The sequence below is a fragment of the Arthrobacter sp. P1_H7 genome, assembly GCF_056405215.1.
This window is the reverse complement of the sequence record NZ_JBFUCO010000005.1, coordinates 229558-245187: the sequence shown is the minus strand read 5'-3', so window position 1 is coordinate 245187 and position 15630 is coordinate 229558. Positions and strand designations below refer to the sequence as shown.

Here is a 15630-nt window from a genome sequence, read left to right as displayed (position 1 = left end):
GCCGGTGCGTTCCGGTACATAAGGGGATGGCAGTTAGTGGAAGAATTGGCCCATGGCTGAAGACAATCAGGGTACAGACACGCCCACCACCGCCCCCATCAACGTTCCGGACAAGCCCGCCCTGGAGGGGCTGGAAGAGGCGCTCACGCGGCGCTGGCTTGAGGAAGGGACCTACAAGTTCACCCAGGACACCACCCGGGAACAGGTCTACTCGATCGACACTCCCCCGCCCACCGCGTCGGGATCCCTCCACGTCGGACACATGTTCTCCTACACCCAGACCGACGTCCTGGCGCGCTACCAGCGCATGACCGGCAAAAACGTCTTCTACCCCATGGGCTGGGACGACAACGGCCTGCCCACCGAGCGCCGCGTGCAGAACTACTACGGCGTGCGCTGCGATCCGGCAATCGCCTATGACGCCGGCTACCGCCCCCCGGCCGAGCCCGCAAAGAACCAGCGCGACTTCGACGTCATCTCCCGCAAGAACTTCATCGAGCTGTGCGAAGAGCTCGCGGTCGAGGACGAAAAGGTCTTCGAGCACCTCTTCCAGACCCTGGGCCTGTCCGTGGACTGGGACCTGACGTACCGGACCATCGATGACAAGTCCCGCGCCATCTCGCAGCGGGCCTTCCTGGCCAACCTGGCCGCCGGCGACGCGTACATGGCCGAGGCCCCCACCCTGTGGGATGTCACGTTCCGCACCGCGGTGGCCCAGGCCGAGCTTGAGGACCGCGAGGTCGCTGGCGCCTACTACCGCTACCCGTTCTTCACCGAAGACGGCGAAAAGATCTTCATCGAGACCACCCGCCCCGAGCTGCTGGCCGCCTGCGCCGCGCTCGTGGCCAACCCCGACGACGAGCGCTACAAGCCGCTGTTCGGCAAGAAGGTCACCTCACCGCTGTTCGGTGTCGAGGTTGAGGTCAAGGCCCACTCGCTGGCCAAGGCGGACAAGGGTTCCGGCGTCGCCATGGTCTGCACCTTCGGCGACCTCACCGACGTCACCTGGTGGCGCGAGCTGCAGCTGCCCACCCGCGCGATCGTGGGCCGCGACGGCCGCATCATCGGCGAGACTCCGGAGTGGATCACCACCGAAGAAGGCCGCGCCAACTTCGCGGCCATCGCCGGCAAGACGGTGTTCAGTGCCAAGGAGTCCGTGGTGGAGCTCCTGGCCGCCGCGGACCTGCTCGACGGCGAGCCCAAGAAAATCATGCACCCGGTGAACTTCTTCGAGAAGGGTGACAAGCCTCTCGAGGTCGTCACCTCACGCCAGTGGTACATCCGCAACGGCGGCCGCGACGAGGACCGCCGCAAACGGCTGATTGGCCGCGGCAACGAGATCGAGTTCCACCCGGCGTTCATGCGCTCCCGCTACGAGAACTGGATTTCGGGGCTCAACGGCGACTGGCTCGTGTCCCGCCAGCGCTTCTTCGGCGTGCCGGTACCGGTCTGGTACCCGCTGGATGCCGACGGCAACCCCGAGTACGACGCACCGATCGTTCCGTCCGACGCGCAGCTGCCCGTGGATCCCGCGGCGGATGCGGCCCCCGGCTACGAGGAAGCCCAGCGCGACGTGCCGGGCGGCTTCACCGGCGACGCGGACGTCCTCGACACCTGGGCCACGTCCTCGCTGACCCCGCAGATTGTGGGCGGCTGGAGCACCGACGAGGCGCTCTTCGCCAAGGTCTACCCCTTCGATGTGCGCCCGCAAGGCCATGACATCATCCGGACCTGGCTGTTCTCCTCCGCCGTCCGCGCCGACGCGCTGCAGAAGACCGCACCGTGGAAGCACGCGGCCATTTCCGGCTGGATCCTGGACCCGGACCGGAAGAAGATGTCCAAATCCAAGGGCAACGTCATTGTGCCCACGGATGTGCTGGAGGAGTACGGCTCCGACGCCGTGCGCTACTGGGCGGCCTCGGCCAAACTCGGCGCGGACACCGCCTACGAGATCGCGCAGATGAAGATCGGCCGTCGCCTGGCGATCAAGCTGCTCAACGCCTCCAAGTTCGTCCTGAACCTGGGCGCCACCGAGGACTCGGTCGTTTCCGGCGATCTGTCCGTGCTGAGCAACCCGCTGGACCGGGCCGTCCTGGCCCAGCTCGCCGACGTCGTCGAGCAGGCGACCAAGGCATTCGAGGGCTACGACTACGCACGGGCGCTGCAGATCACCGAGAGCTTCTTCTGGAACTTCACCGACGACTACGTGGAGCTCATCAAGGACCGTGCCTACGGTGCGGCCGGCGAGGAGCAGCAGGCGTCCGTGTTGGCCGCCCTCGCGACGAGCCTGGACACGCTCCTGCGGCTCTTCGCGCCGTTCCTGCCGTTCGCCACGGAGGAAGTCTGGAGCTGGTGGCGCACCGGTTCCGTGCACCGCGCCCAGTGGCCCTCGGCCATCGCGGTCGACGGCGACACGACCCTCCTGGCCACGGTGGGCACCGCGCTCAGCGGCATCCGCAAGGCCAAGTCCGAGGCCAAGGTCAAGCAGCGCACCGAGGTGCTGTCCGCGACGATCACGGCCTCGGAATCCCTCACGACCCAGCTCAAGGCCGGCCTCGCCGACCTCAAGGCCGCGGCCAACGCCCGTGAACTGGCGCTCGTCGCCGGCGAGGGTGAACTGGCCGTCAGCGACGTCGTGCTGGCACCGGCCGAGCCGCCCGTCCAGGCGTAAAGCCTGCGCGGAAACAACACGAAGGGGCCCTCGGTCCGGTTCAGTGAAGCAATTCTGACCCGGCGGGGCCCCTTCGGCGTCGCGGGGGGCTCAGACCGCGAAGGACGTCCCGAAGTGCGTCAGCACCGGCGGGGCGGCCAGGAGTTCTGCCAGCCCGCTCGCGCCGTCGCCTGCGCGCCAAGCGCGATAGGCGGCGTCGTGTTCCATCGATACCCATTGTTCGACCACGAGAAAATGCGCCGGATCCTCGCTGTCGACCAGCACGTCGACCCCGAGGCAGCCGTCAAAGGTGCGCGTATCGGAGAGAATATCGCGGAGCACCGCGGGCGCCGTGGGCAGGGCTTCGGCTTTGAGGTTCAAGTCAAGATGGGCTGTAACGGGCATGGCGCTCCAATGTTCGCAGGTGGGCACAGGACAAAACCGGGTACAACCAGGCGGGTTGCCCGGAGATCACGGCACGGGGACCGCTGCCCCGTCATTGGAAGCAACAGCCGGGCCGCCGGGCTTGTTCCTTCGGCCCGGAACCAGGGGAAGCACAAGCCAGTCCTACCGCTGAGGCGTGAGGTCACCCGGCACGGGTGAGGCGCCGCACCTCACCGGGGGCACAGAATGAAGATGCAGCGGTCCGTCGGATCGCCTTGAACCCCAAGAAGAAGCGGAGGTCATACGCATGACTGAGACACTCGATGAACTGGGGCCGGTCGACTGGATCGTCGTTGAATTCCCCGGACCCGACTTCGGCAAGGGCCAGATCGCCCCGTTCCTGGAAGACCTGGTCCAGCGTGACCTCGTCAGGGTACTCGACATGGTGTTCCTGAGGAAGATGGAGGACGGCACACTCGAGACGGCGGAGATCTCCGACCTCGACCCGAGCGAGCTCGGCGAAGTGCGCACGGCCGAGGCCGACCTGGCCATGGTGCTCTCTGAGCAGGACGTCATGGACCTGGCCGATACGATCGCACCCGGCCACTCCGCCGCGGTGCTCGTCTGGGAGAACCTGTGGGCGGCCCCGTTCGGCACGGCAGTCCGCAAGGCCGGCGGCCAACTCGTGGCCAGCGGCCGGATCCCGACCCAGGCCGTCATCGCCGCCTTCCAGGCCGATGCCGATGCCGAGGCCGACGCCGAGGCCGAACAAACGATAGAAGGAGCCTGACATGCCACTGGCAGCACGACGCAGACGCAGGACCGCCGCCGCCGTCGGCGGTGCCGTTGTGGTCGCCCACGGGATCAACCGTCGCGGCGACCGGCGGGAAGACCGCCGTGACGACCGCGGCGACCGCCGGGAAGACCGCCGCGATTAACATCCGTGACTAACGCACCCGCGGCTGACACCACGGAGCCAGCCCCGGGCACACGCAGGTGCGCATGACCCGCCCCGGGTAATGCGCACCTGCACAATGCCCGCTCCCCACCCGGGGAAGCGCCCTGGAACAGCGACCTGACGAATTTTGGTCACACTCTTTTTGGGCGCTGTTTCTTGAGCATCCTGTTTTTGGGCACATTGTTTTTGGGCAAAGGGGAAGCCCCATCAGCGTTAGCCGTTGGTGGGGCTTCGACTTTTCGATTGTCACGTGACGTCTTAGACAATCTGGCGGGATCCTTAGACTTTCAGGTCTTCCTACCTCGTCACTGGTAGCCATCATCTGACTTTGCCGAAGGCTGCGTCGGATGAGTGTCACTGAATCTTTGGTTCCTGCGTCCCTCTTCTTTCGAAGTGGGTAAGTTCTATTGTTGTCCCCCGGCCCGCCGTGCACAAGAGCCCCGGCAGAACTACATCGGAGTAGTTCTACCGGGGCTCTTGGCAGGCCGGGCAGAGGGCCCGGCCCGGTGTGTTCAGGCCTAGTTGAAAACCGGGCTTTCGCTACGGCTGCGCTTGATTTCGAAGAAGTACGGGAAGGATGCCAGGGTCACCGTGGCGTCCCAGATCTGTCCGGCTTCCTCGCCGCGCGGGATGCGCGTCAGGACCGGGCCGAAGAAGGCCGTGCCGTTGAAGGCGACGACGGGTGTCCCCACGTCCTGTCCAACCAGCGAGATGCCTGCCTCGTGGCTGGCGCGCAGCTGGGCGTCGAATTCGTCGCCCTGGCCCGCGGCCGCAAGCTCGGCCGGCAGTCCCGCCTCGGCCAGCGACTTGGCGATGACCTCGTCGATATCCTCGATGCCTTCGTTGTGGATCTTGGTGCCCATGGAGTCATAGAGCGCCTTGATGTATTCCGCACCATGCTGTTCAGCGGCGGCGGTGATGACGCGGACCGGAGCCCACGCCTTCTTCATGAACTCGCGGTACTGCTCGGGCAGTTCCTCGCGGCCCTCATTGAGCACGGCGAGGCTCATCACATGCCACTCGGTCTTAATGTCGCGGACTTCTTCGACTTCGCCGATCCAGCGGGAGGTGACCCAGGCGAAGGGGCACATCGGGTCGAACCAGAAGTCGGCTTTGTTGGTCATGGTTTCAGACACAGGTGTTCTCCTTAAAAAGTCTGCTTGGGACAGCGCCGGGGCAGATCACACACACGGCGCGCAAAAGATTACAGCGACCTTGGCCGCGTTTATATTCCGGATCAGGCCGACTTGCGGCGCTTGACCTCGTCGTGGGCGATCATCGTGGGCGCGGCCTTCTTGGTCACGACCTCTTCCGTGATCACGACGCTGGCGACGTCGTCGCGGCTGGGGAGGTCGAACATGACCGGGAGCAGGACTTCCTCCATGATGGCGCGGAGCCCTCGGGCTCCGGTGCCGCGCTCCAGCGCCTGGTCGGCAATGGTGTTGAGGGCCTCGTCCTCGAAGATGAGCTCGACGCCGTCGAGCTGGAACATCTTCTGGTACTGCTTGACGAGGGCATTCTTCGGCGTGGACAGGATCTGGATGAGGGCGGCGCGGTCCAGGTTCGAGACGGTCGTGATGACGGGCAGCCGGCCGATGAATTCCGGGATCAGCCCGAACTTGAGCAGGTCTTCCGGCATGACCTCGCCGTAGGAATCCGTGGTGTTCTTGACCTCGTTGAGCGGGGCGCCGAAGCCGATGCCCTTGCGCCCGGACCGCGAACCGATGATGTCCTCGAGCCCGGCGAACGCGCCGGCCACGATGAACAGCACGTTGGTGGTGTCGATCTGGATGAATTCCTGGTGCGGGTGCTTGCGTCCGCCCTGCGGCGGGACCGAGGCCACCGTGCCCTCGAGGATTTTCAGGAGTGCCTGCTGCACGCCCTCCCCCGAGACGTCCCGGGTGATGGACGGATTTTCGCTCTTGCGTGAAATCTTGTCGATCTCATCGATGTAGATGATGCCCTGCTCGGCCTTTTTGACGTCGTAGTCGGCGGCCTGGATGAGCTTGAGGAGGATGTTCTCCACGTCCTCCCCGACGTAGCCGGCCTCCGTCAGGGCCGTGGCGTCGGCGACGGCGAACGGGACGTTGAGGCGGCGGGCGAGGGTTTGGGCCAGGTAGGTCTTGCCGCAGCCGGTGGGGCCGATCAGCAGGATGTTGGACTTGGCGATCTCGACGTCGTCGTGGTGCACGCCGTCGGCGAGGCTGCCGCTCTTCGGCGCGTGGCCGGCCTGGATCCGCTTGTAGTGGTTGTACACCGCGACGGCGAGCGAACGCTTGGCGGGCTCCTGGCCAATCACATATTCCTGCAAGAAATCAAAGATTTCGCGGGGCTTGGGCAACTCGAAACTGCCCAGGTCAGCTACTTCCGCGAGTTCCTCTTCGATGATCTCGTTGCAGAGTTCGATGCACTCGTCGCAGATGTAGACGCCGGGCCCGGCAATGAGCTTGCGGACCTGCTTCTGGCTCTTTCCGCAGAAAGAACACTTCAGCAGATCTGTGCTCTCGCCAATCCGAGCCATGTGTGAACCCCTTTAGTAGCTTGCTGCTGGCTGTGACATGTTCCACTCTAGGTCACTTTGGGCCCGTTGGGTGGAAAGCGGACGCCGGTGCGGCCAAGTAAGAATGCCGCACCGGCGCCACGCATTGCTGATTAGCGCGAGATTGCCTGGGGCTTGATCTTGCGGGAATCCAGGACCTGGTCAATGAGGCCGTACTGCATGGCCTCGGCGGCCGTGAGGATCTTGTCCCGCTCGATGTCGTTGTTGACCTGCTCCGGCGTGCGGCCGGAGTGTTTGGCCAGCGTGTCCTCGAGCCAGGAGCGCATGCGCATGACCTCGGCGGCCTGGATCTCCAGGTCCGAGGCCTGCCCGCCCTGGCCGCCGGACAGTGAGGGCTGGTGGATCAGTACGCGGGCGTTCGGCAGGGCGAGTCGCTTGCCCGGCGTGCCCGCCGCGAGCAGCACGGCGGCGGCGCTGGCCGCCTGGCCGAGGCAGACGGTCTGGATCTCAGGCCGGATGTACGTCATGGTGTCGTAGATCGCGGTCATGGCGGTGAAGGAGCCGCCCGGCGAGTTGATGTACAGCGTGATGTCGCGGTCCGGGTCGGTGGACTCGAGCACCAGCAGCTGGGCCATGACGTCGTCGGCCGAGGCGTCGTCGACCTGCACGCCGAGGAAGATGATGCGGTCCTCGAACAGCTTGGTGTACGGGTCCTGGCGCTTGAAGCCGTAGGGGGTGCGCTCTTCGAACTGGGGCAGCACGTAGCGGCTGCTCGGCAGGTTACCGGCAGTCGAACCGAAGTTGTAGTTCATGTTCATTGCTCCTGAATTCATTGCTGTCTACCTGCCGGTCAGTTCTCGGTGGCTGTCGCAGCGCCGCCGCTGTTGCCGGAGCCGTTGGCGTTGGTTCCGCCGCCGCCGGCCACGGATCCGGCGTGCGCGGCGATCTTGTCGAAGAAGCCGTATTCGAGGGCTTCCGGGGCCGTGAACCACTTGTCGCGGTCGTTGTCCTTGAGGATGGTTTCCACGGACTGCCCGGTCTGGTCGGCGGTCAGTTCGGCCATGACCTTCTTCATGTGCAGGATCAGTTCGGCCTGGATCTTGATGTCCGATGCCGTGCCGCCGATGCCGCCGGAAGGCTGGTGCATGAGGATGCGGGCGTTGGGGGTGGCGTAGCGCTTGCCCTTGGTGCCGGAGGAGAGCAGGAACTGGCCCATGGACGCGGCGAGGCCGGTGGCAACCGTGACAACATCGTTCGGAATGAACTGCATGGTGTCGTAGATGGCCATGCCGGCGGTGACGGAGCCGCCGGGTGAGTTGATGTAAAGGTAGATGTCCCTTTCAGGATTCTCCGCCGAGAGCAGCAGCAGCTGGGAGCAGATCGCGTTGGCGTTATCGTCGCGGACCTCGGAGCCGAGCCAGATGATGCGCTCTTTCAGCAGGCGGTTGTAAATGTAGTTATCCTGGGCTGCCGGATCGACCGTGGCCATCCGGGGCGCCCCTGCTTGCTGTGACATATGTACTTACCTCTCGCTGGCGACGGTGACGCCACTGGACGACATCACTGAACTTTCCTACAGCGACACTAACCGTTTTCACGCCCGCTTTGTTCGCTGGCGCCGGGCTGTTCGCTGACGGCGCACGATTGCCGGAAGCCCTCGCGCCGGGTCCCGGATGCGGGGCGTTCGTGGCCCCCGAACCAACCGTGCCGCCCCCGGATCGGTGATCCGGGGGCCGACTGTTCTAAGTCTCAGGGACTGCTAGAACTTCACTGCTGCGGGGTCATCGCTAGGCGTGGCCTCGGTGGTGGCTTCTTCCGAAGCTGCTTCGTCCTCCACGGTCTCGGCGGCCGGGGCAGCCTCGTCGCCGGGGCGGACGAAGTCGCTCAGGTCAACCTTGTTGCCCTCGGAGTCGGTGACCTCGGCCTGGCCCAGCACAACGGCCAGTGCCTTGCGGCGGCGGACCTCGGAAACCATCATGGGCACCTGGCCGCTCTGATCGATGATCTGGGCGAACTGGTTCGGGTCCATGCCGTACTGGCTGGCGGTGGTGACGATGTAGTCGATCAGCTCATTCTGGCTGACGTTGACTTCTTCCTTCTCAGCGATGGCGTCGAGGATGATCTCGTTCTGGAAGGCGCGCTCGGTGTTGGCCTTAACCTCGGCGCGGTGTTCCTCGGTGTCGTGCTCGCCTTCACCGTGGGCGTTTTCGGCGTTGAAGTGCTGCTCAAGCTGCTCTTCGACGATCGAGGCCGGGACGGGAACCTCGACGAGCTCAACGAGCTTGTCCAGGACCTTGTCGCGGGCCTCGACGCCCTGGTCAACAACCTTGGACTCGGCGGCCTGCTTGGCAAGGTCCTCACGGAGTTCGGCCAGGGTGTCGAATTCGCTGGCGAGCTGGGCGAAGTCGTCGTCGGCGACGGGGAGCTCGCGCTCCTTGACGGCCTTGACGGTGACCTTGACCTGAGCGGACTCGCCGGCGTGCTCGCCGCCGACCAGCGTGGTGTCGAAGATGGCGTCTTCGTCGGCGCTGAGGCCGGTGACGGCCTCGTCGAGGCCTTCGAGCATGGTGCCGGCGCCAACCTGGTAGGACAGGCCGGAGGCGGAGTCAACATCGGCGCCGTCGATCGAGGCTGCGATGTCGATGGTCAGGAAGTCGCCATCGGCGGCGGGGCGGTCCACGGACTTCAGCGTGCCGAAGCGGCCGCGGAGCTCGTCCAGGGCCTTGTCGACGTCGGCGTCCGAAGACTCGGCGGCGGCGACTTCAACCTTGATGCCGGCGTAGTCGGGCAGTTCGATCTCGGGGCGGATGTCAACCTCGGCGTGGAACTTGAGTTCGCCGTCGGTGGCGGACGGGTCCGGAACCTCGGTGATCTCGACCTCGGGACGGCTCAGGGGGCGGATGCCGGTTTCCTGCACGGCGGCCTGGTACCAGCCGTTGAGGCCTTCGTTGATGGCCGTCTCCAGGACGTAGCCGCGGCCAACGCGCTGGTCAATGAGCTTGGAGGGGACCTTGCCCTTGCGGAAACCGGGGACCTGGATCTGCGAAGCAACAGTCTTGTATGCCTCTGCGATGCTGGGCTTCAATTCCTCAAAAGGGACCTCAACATTGAGCTTGACCCGCGTGGGGGTGAGGTTCTCGACAGCGCTCTTCACAGTCTAAGTACTCCTGGTGTGGGGGGTATGGGGTTCTGCATTGCCACGTGCTGGCAGTGCTTGCAGAGTCGGGGTGACAGGATTTGAACCTGCGACTTCCTGCTCCCAAAGCAGGCGCTCTAGCCAAGCTGAGCTACACCCCGTAAGTGCACAGAACAGTCTACGGTCATACTGTGCTGATTTGCACATTTGACACCGGGGCCCTGAATTGGGTTTAGTTGTATCCGGCTTGAACAGCCGCCCGGAAGTTTTACTGGAGTTCCAGTGAGATCCCGGGGACGTAGCTTAATGGTAAAGCCTCAGTCTTCCAAACTGATTACGCGGGTTCGATTCCCGTCGTCCCCTCGGAAATATGACGAAACAAAGCCCCTCCGCGGAGGGGCTTTTTTCATGCCCTTCCGGGCCCCGGCGGTGCCGACGTACCAACGCCCTTCTTCACGCTTCTTCACACCGCCGGCAACCAGTCCGGGCTCAGGCCTGCTGGCAGGCGGGGCACCAGTAAAGCTTCCGGGCGCCGAGCTCGGTCAGCGCCACCGGTGTTCCGCAGTCGCGGCAGTCGAGTCCGTGCCGCCGGTAGACGAAGTGGGCCTCCTCCGGGGCGGGCAGCACGCCGCGGGCTTCGCCGGCTCCGGCCCCGTTCCAGTACTGCGGCGTCGTGGTGATGATCCGTCCGTCCCGGACGCCGTCGGACATCATGGCCGCGGTGTCGTCCCAGAGCCGGCGGGCCGCGTCCGGTGACAGTTCAGCGCCGGGCAGCCAGGGGTTGAGCCGCTGCCGGAACAGCAGTTCGGCCCGGTAGACGTTCCCGACGCCGGCAATCACCTTTTGGTCCATCAGCAGGGCAGCCAGCGGTGTACGTTTGCCCGCCACGGTGGCGGTGAAGGCTTCCCGGTCGCCCGGAAGGTTCCGCAACGGGTCCGGGCCGAGCCGCGCCAGTACGGCCGCCGCTTCCGCGTCCGTGATCGCCTCGCAGGTGGTCGCGCCGCGGAGATCGGCCCAGCCGTGCACGCCGGCGAGCCGGACGCGGACGGCCCCGACCGGCGCGGGCGGGCCCCCGTACGCGGCGGGACCGGCCGCATCACCGTCGTCATAGACTTCCCGCTCCCCCACCTTCCGGGGCGCGCCGATGCTGGACGCGCCGCGGAAGGTGGCGTCGCCGCCGAAATCCCAGGCGCCATAGAGCCCCAGGTGGACGTGCAAGAGAAGCCCGTGGCCGAACTCCAGGAAGAGGTGCTTCCCGTGCGCCACGGAACCGACGAGGGTGTGGCCGTCCAGCAGCGCCGCGCCCTGGGCAAACCGGCCCTGCGGACTGGAGACCTCGAGCCGCTCCCCCGTGAAAACGTCCCCGAACTGGCGGGCCAGCCGGTGGACGGAATGCCCCTCCGGCACTAGTCGATAACCTCGCCGGTGCGCTCGTACGTGGCGATCTTGCCGATCCGGCGGACGTGGCGCTCATCGTTGCTGAAGGGTTCGGCCAGGAACGCCTCGATGATTTCCGTGGCCTCGTCGACGCTGTGCTGGCGGCCGCCGACGGCTACGACGTTGGCGTCGTTGTGCTCGCGGGCCAGCTGAGCGGTGGACAGGTTCCAGGCCAGCGCGGCACGGACGCCCTTGACCTTGTTGGCGGCGATCTGCTCGCCATTGCCCGAGCCGCCGAGGACGATGCCGAGGGCGTGGGTTCCGGCTTCCTGGTCCGCGACGACGGCGAGGGCGGCGTTGATGCAGAACGACGGGTAGTCATCCAGGGCGTCGTAAACCTTGGGTCCATGGTCCACCACCTCGTAGCCCTTGGCGCTGAGGTGGCTGACCAGGTGGGCGCTGAGCTCCATTCCGGCGTGGTCGGTGGCAATGTGCACGCGGGGCAGGTCAGAAATGGTCACGGCAGTTCCGTTCGGTTGCGGCGCCGGGCGGCGGCCGGGGGCGGTTGGGGTCTGGTCCAAGCGTACTAGGCCGGGTCTTCCGGGACGGTGCTGCAGCGGGCCGGACGCCGCACTGGACGGTCGTGTTACACGGGCCGGTCACGCCGTCGTACTCCACTGTCGTACTCCACCTTGGACCGGCACCGCCGTGCTACACCGCGGAGCGACACCGCCGCGCTATATGGCGGGGGTCCCGCCGTTCCGCCGGGCCCTGTCCGCCACCCGGGACAGTGTTTGGGCGATGTTGTCGGCCGCGGTGGCGCTTCCGCCGCTCACCGCCAGCCGGCGCCCGTCCGAGCGGTCGATGACCACCGCGGGGCCGCTGCTGACCAGCATGGCCGTGGTGTTGCCGTGGATCCGGTAGCCCCACCCGCCATAGTCCGCCGCCGTGACGTCCCTAGGCGTCGCGGCGTCGATGGCCGCGGCCGGAACCTCCATGACCCGGACGAAGCCTGCCGCGAAGACGTGCAGGCCGTTGCGGTCAACCCGGATCCGGGCCACCAGGAACGCCGCGGCCACCAGGGCCGCCGCCACCAGGAGGACTGACAGCCACGGCACGGCAATGGTCAGGAGGGCGGCCGGCAGAAGCGTCGCGATGCCGAGCATGACGAAGGTCGAGCTGCGGGCGTGGACCCAGAGGCTGACCCGGTCCCGGGCCAAATCCGGATCCTGTTCGCGCTCGAGCGCCTGCCGGACGGCGAGGTCGTCATCGACGGACCAGCGCTCGTCGGCTTTGAAGACGAAACCCATCACGATGCCCAGGCCGAGGGCCGCGCCGCTGCCGAGGGCCAGGACCGAGGCGTCCACATGCGATCCCCGCGCATCGGGCAGGCCCAACTGGCCCACGAGCACGGCGGCGAGGACGGTGGTGACGAAGAGGCTCATGGACAAGCCGGCGCCCATCATGATGCGGCGCATCATTGCGGGGCGGGACAGCGGCACGGCCTGCAGCAGCACGGCCCAGCCGATTACCACGATCAGCGAGGCCCCGGCTCCCACGACCGTGCCGAACGGCGCGAAGTCGGCGGCACCGGCGGCGGTCCAGCGGACGGCGAGCGGCTCGGGCAGATCCCGGCGCACCAGAAGCGCACACACCACGAATCCTGCCGCCAGCATCAGGGGGAACCCGATGGCAAAGCGCAGCGCCCTGGCATCGACGGAGTCACGGATCTTTCCCATGCTCCAACGCTACCGCGGACGCACCTTGAGGGATCTGGGGACGTGCGCGCAGGTCAGGACGTGCCCGCCCACACCGCACCCATCTGACACGAATGGCCGCTAAGGGCATCGGCTCAGGGGCCATTCGTGGCAAATCGTGGACTGCGTGCAGAGGCCTTGGGGTCGGACATTGTGATCGGGCTAACTTGCCAAGGGCGGCTGACGTGAAAGAATAATTTCACAGTATCGCCGGCGGCTGCGGCCGGCCGGCAGTATCCATCTTCTTCTGGAGGCCCCTTTGCCCGGTATGAACCTGACCCGCGCCGAAGCCCGCGAGCGCGCCGCCCTGATCGACGTCGACTCCTACGAGGTCAGCCTGGACCTGACCCGCGGCGAGAAGGTCTTCGGCACCACCACGGCCGTGAAGTTCCGCGCCAAGCCCGGCTCGTCGACCTTCATCGACGCCGTGACCCACGCCGTGCAGAGCGTGAGCCTCAACGGCCGCGAACTGGATCCGGCCGAGGTCTCCGACGGCGTCCGGATCCAACTCCCGGACCTGGCAGCCGAGAACCACCTGATCGTGGTCGCCGACGCCCCGTACATGAACACCGGCGAAGGCCTGCACCGGTTCGTGGATCCGGTGGACAACGAGGTCTACCTGTACACCCAGTTCGAGGTCCCGGATTCGCGGCGCATGTTCGCCGTCTTCGAACAGCCCGACCTGAAGGCCAGCTTCACGTTCACCGTCACCGCACCCTCGCACTGGGATGTCGTGTCCAACTCCCCCACCCCGGTGCCGGTGGAGACCATCCCCGGCGCGGATGGGAGCGCCCGCTCTGTCTGGGAGTTCACGCCGACTCCGCGGCTGTCCTCGTATGTCACCGCGTTGATCGCCGGGCCGTACCAGTCGGTGCGCAGCGAGGTCACGTCGGCGGCAGGCAAGGTCACCCCGCTGGGCATCTTCGCCCGCAAGTCGCTCATGCAGTACCTCGATGCGGACAACATCTTCGAGCTCACCCGGCAGGGCTTCGAGTTCTTCGAGGCCCAATTCGGCTGCCCGTACCCGTTCGAGAAGTACGACCAGCTCTTCGTGCCGGAGTTCAACGCCGGCGCCATGGAGAACGCCGGGGCCGTCACCATCCTGGAAGGCTACGTCTTCCGCGGCAAGGTCACCGACGCCCAGGTGGAACGCCGCGCCATCACCGTGCTGCACGAGCTCGCGCACATGTGGTTCGGCGACCTCGTCACCATGCGCTGGTGGAACGACCTCTGGCTCAACGAGTCCTTCGCCGAATACATGTCCCACTTGGCCGCCGTGGAGAACACCGAGTTCGGCCACGCCTGGACCACGTTCGCCTCCGTGGAGAAGTCCTGGGCCTACCGGCAGGACCAGCTGCCCACCACCCACCCGATCTTCGCCGAGATCAACGACCTACAGGACGTCGAGGTGAACTTCGACGGGATCACCTACGCCAAGGGCGCCTCGGTGTTGCGCCAGCTCGTCGCCTGGGTGGGCCCGGAGCAATTCATGTCCGGGGTGCGGGAGTACTTCAGCAAGCACGCCTGGCAGAACACCGAGCTCAGCGACCTCATGGCCGAACTCGAGAAGGCCAGCGGCCGCGACCTGGAACGGTGGGGGCAGCTCTGGCTGGAGACCGCCGGCGTCAACACCCTGACACCGGAAATCTCGGCGGCCGCGGACGGCACCATCGAGTCGTTCGCCATTGTGCAGTCGGCGATCGAGAGCGAGCCGACCCTGCGCCCGCACCGCCTCGCGGTCGGCTTCTACAACCTCAACGGCGCCGGCAAGCTGGAGCGGGTGCACCGCGAGGAGCTCGACGTCGACGGCGAGCGCACTGTGGTTCCGGCCCTGGCCGGCCTTGCCCAGCCTGACCTGATCCTGCTCAACGACGACGACCTCGCCTATGCCAAGGTCCGCCTGGATCCGAAGTCCCTCGCCACCGCAACGGCGCACCTGAAGGACTTCAGCCAGAGCCTCCCCCGCACGCTCGTGTGGGGCTCAGCCTGGGACGCGGCGCGCGACGGCGAATCCCCGGCCCGCGGGTACGTGGAGCTGATCCTCGCCAACATCGCCGAGGAATCCGATTCCTCCGTGATCCTGGTCCAGCTCCGGCAGCTGGCCACCACGCTGACCTTCTATGTGGCCGAGGAACACCAGGAGGCCACAGCCGTGGCCGCTGCCGACAAGCTCTGGGAGCTCGCCTCGGCGGTGCCTGCCGGCTCGGACGCCCAGCTGCAGTTCGTGAAGTCCTACGCCCTGCTGGCCCGCAGCGCCGGGCAGCTGGACACGGTATCCGGGCTGCTGGACGGCTCACTCACCCTCGACGGGCTGAGCGTGGACCAGGACCTGCGGTGGGAGCTGCTGGCCTCCCTCGTGGCAGGCGGCCGCGCCGGGCAGGAGCGGATCGACGAGGAACTGGAGCACGACAACACCTCCAACGGCCAGAACGCGGCGGCCCTGGCCAAGGCCGCCATCCCCACGCCGGAGGCCAAGGCCGAGGCCTGGGAATCGATTGTGGTCAAGGGCGATCTCTCCAACGCCCTGCAGGGCTCCGCGGTGACCGGCTTCACCCGTGTCCTGGACACGTCCCTGCTCGAGCCGTACGCCGAGAAGTACTTCGAGGCCGTCCCGGGCATCATGGCCAGCCGCACCCACGCGCTGGCCTCGCAGATCGTCGTCGGGCTCTACCCGGCCCAGCTGACCACGCAGGCCACGGTGGACCGCACGGATGAGTTCCTGGCCTCGCTGCCCGAGGGCAGTTCGGCGCTGCGCCGGATGATGCTGGAGAACCGTGACGGCGTTGCCCGTGCCCTGCGGGCCCGCCAGGCCGACGTCGGCTAACGACCGCGGCACCGGACCCCCGGCAGCCTGGAACCCCGGCACCG

General features: G+C 66.5%; 13 protein-coding genes and 2 tRNA genes. 5 read left to right on the top strand and 10 right to left on the bottom strand.

Going from position 1 to position 15630, the window contains the following annotated elements; translation table 11 throughout:
• Nucleotides 1-52 precede the first annotated feature (52 nt).
• Entirely contained in the window at nt 53-2671 is a 2619-nt protein-coding gene (gene valS, locus AC1DXI_RS07555; RefSeq protein WP_476938083.1) for a valine--tRNA ligase, read from the top strand.
• A 90-nt stretch (nt 2672-2761) separates the two neighbouring features.
• Here the strand turns inward: valS and AC1DXI_RS07550 are convergent, their stop codons facing one another.
• On the bottom strand, nt 2762-3055 hold the full coding sequence (locus AC1DXI_RS07550) for a putative quinol monooxygenase (protein ID WP_476938082.1): 294 nt from the start codon (nt 3053-3055) through the stop codon (nt 2762-2764).
• A gap of 286 nt (nt 3056-3341) precedes the next feature.
• On the opposite strand from AC1DXI_RS07550, the gene AC1DXI_RS07545 reads away from it, so the two are divergent.
• Both AC1DXI_RS07545 and AC1DXI_RS07540 read left to right on the top strand, forming a co-directional pair.
• A complete protein-coding gene (locus AC1DXI_RS07545) occupies nt 3342-3824 on the top strand; it encodes a DUF6325 family protein (RefSeq protein ID WP_476938081.1) in 483 nt (160 codons plus the stop codon).
• Between the two features lies 1 nt (nt 3825).
• The gene (locus tag AC1DXI_RS07540) at nt 3826-3972 is read left to right on the top strand and encodes a hypothetical protein (protein WP_155855732.1); all 147 of its coding nucleotides are present in this window, start codon (nt 3826-3828) and stop codon (nt 3970-3972) included.
• Between the two features lie 538 nt (nt 3973-4510).
• Here AC1DXI_RS07540 and AC1DXI_RS07535 read toward each other — a convergent pair.
• From AC1DXI_RS07535 to AC1DXI_RS07510, 6 genes are all read right to left on the bottom strand, one after another.
• Nucleotides 4511-5116, bottom strand: a complete 606-nt coding sequence (locus AC1DXI_RS07535) for a mycothiol-dependent nitroreductase Rv2466c family protein (protein ID WP_476938123.1) — start codon at nt 5114-5116, stop codon at nt 4511-4513.
• A gap of 113 nt (nt 5117-5229) precedes the next feature.
• The gene (clpX, locus tag AC1DXI_RS07530; RefSeq protein WP_243177221.1) at nt 5230-6513 is read right to left on the bottom strand and encodes an ATP-dependent Clp protease ATP-binding subunit ClpX; all 1284 of its coding nucleotides are present in this window, start codon (nt 6511-6513) and stop codon (nt 5230-5232) included.
• A 131-nt stretch (nt 6514-6644) separates the two neighbouring features.
• On the bottom strand, nt 6645-7304 hold the full coding sequence (locus tag AC1DXI_RS07525) for an ATP-dependent Clp protease proteolytic subunit (RefSeq protein WP_264357398.1): 660 nt from the start codon (nt 7302-7304) through the stop codon (nt 6645-6647).
• A gap of 38 nt (nt 7305-7342) precedes the next feature.
• Nucleotides 7343-7981, bottom strand: a complete 639-nt coding sequence (locus AC1DXI_RS07520) for an ATP-dependent Clp protease proteolytic subunit (RefSeq protein WP_476938122.1) — start codon at nt 7979-7981, stop codon at nt 7343-7345.
• A gap of 270 nt (nt 7982-8251) precedes the next feature.
• Nucleotides 8252-9646 (bottom strand): trigger factor, encoded by a 1395-nt coding sequence (gene tig, locus AC1DXI_RS07515; protein ID WP_476938080.1) that lies wholly within the window; start codon nt 9644-9646, stop codon nt 8252-8254.
• 68 nt (nt 9647-9714) lie between these two features.
• Nucleotides 9715-9789 (bottom strand) — tRNA-Pro (locus AC1DXI_RS07510).
• A 131-nt stretch (nt 9790-9920) separates the two neighbouring features.
• Between AC1DXI_RS07510 and AC1DXI_RS07505 the strand changes: the two genes are divergently transcribed.
• Nucleotides 9921-9991 (top strand) — tRNA-Gly (locus tag AC1DXI_RS07505).
• 126 nt (nt 9992-10117) lie between these two features.
• Here AC1DXI_RS07505 and AC1DXI_RS07500 read toward each other — a convergent pair.
• The 3 genes from AC1DXI_RS07500 to AC1DXI_RS07490 form a co-directional block, all read right to left on the bottom strand.
• Complete coding sequence (locus AC1DXI_RS07500) at nt 10118-11035, bottom strand: Fpg/Nei family DNA glycosylase (RefSeq protein ID WP_476938079.1); 918 nt, start codon at nt 11033-11035, stop codon at nt 10118-10120.
• Nucleotides 11035-11526 carry a ribose-5-phosphate isomerase gene (locus AC1DXI_RS07495; RefSeq protein WP_018773378.1) on the bottom strand — a complete coding sequence of 164 codons (492 nt, stop codon included), beginning with the start codon at nt 11524-11526 and terminating at the stop codon, nt 11035-11037. The genes AC1DXI_RS07500 and AC1DXI_RS07495 overlap by 1 nt, the downstream gene beginning before the upstream one ends.
• A gap of 216 nt (nt 11527-11742) precedes the next feature.
• Nucleotides 11743-12744 carry a hypothetical protein gene (locus tag AC1DXI_RS07490; RefSeq protein ID WP_476938078.1) on the bottom strand — a complete coding sequence of 334 codons (1002 nt, stop codon included), beginning with the start codon at nt 12742-12744 and terminating at the stop codon, nt 11743-11745.
• Between the two features lie 286 nt (nt 12745-13030).
• Here AC1DXI_RS07490 and pepN point away from each other — a divergent pair, with 286 nt between their 5' ends.
• The gene (gene pepN / locus AC1DXI_RS07485) at nt 13031-15586 is read left to right on the top strand and encodes an aminopeptidase N (RefSeq protein ID WP_476938077.1); all 2556 of its coding nucleotides are present in this window, start codon (nt 13031-13033) and stop codon (nt 15584-15586) included.
• The last annotated feature ends 44 nt before the right edge of the window (nt 15587-15630 follow it).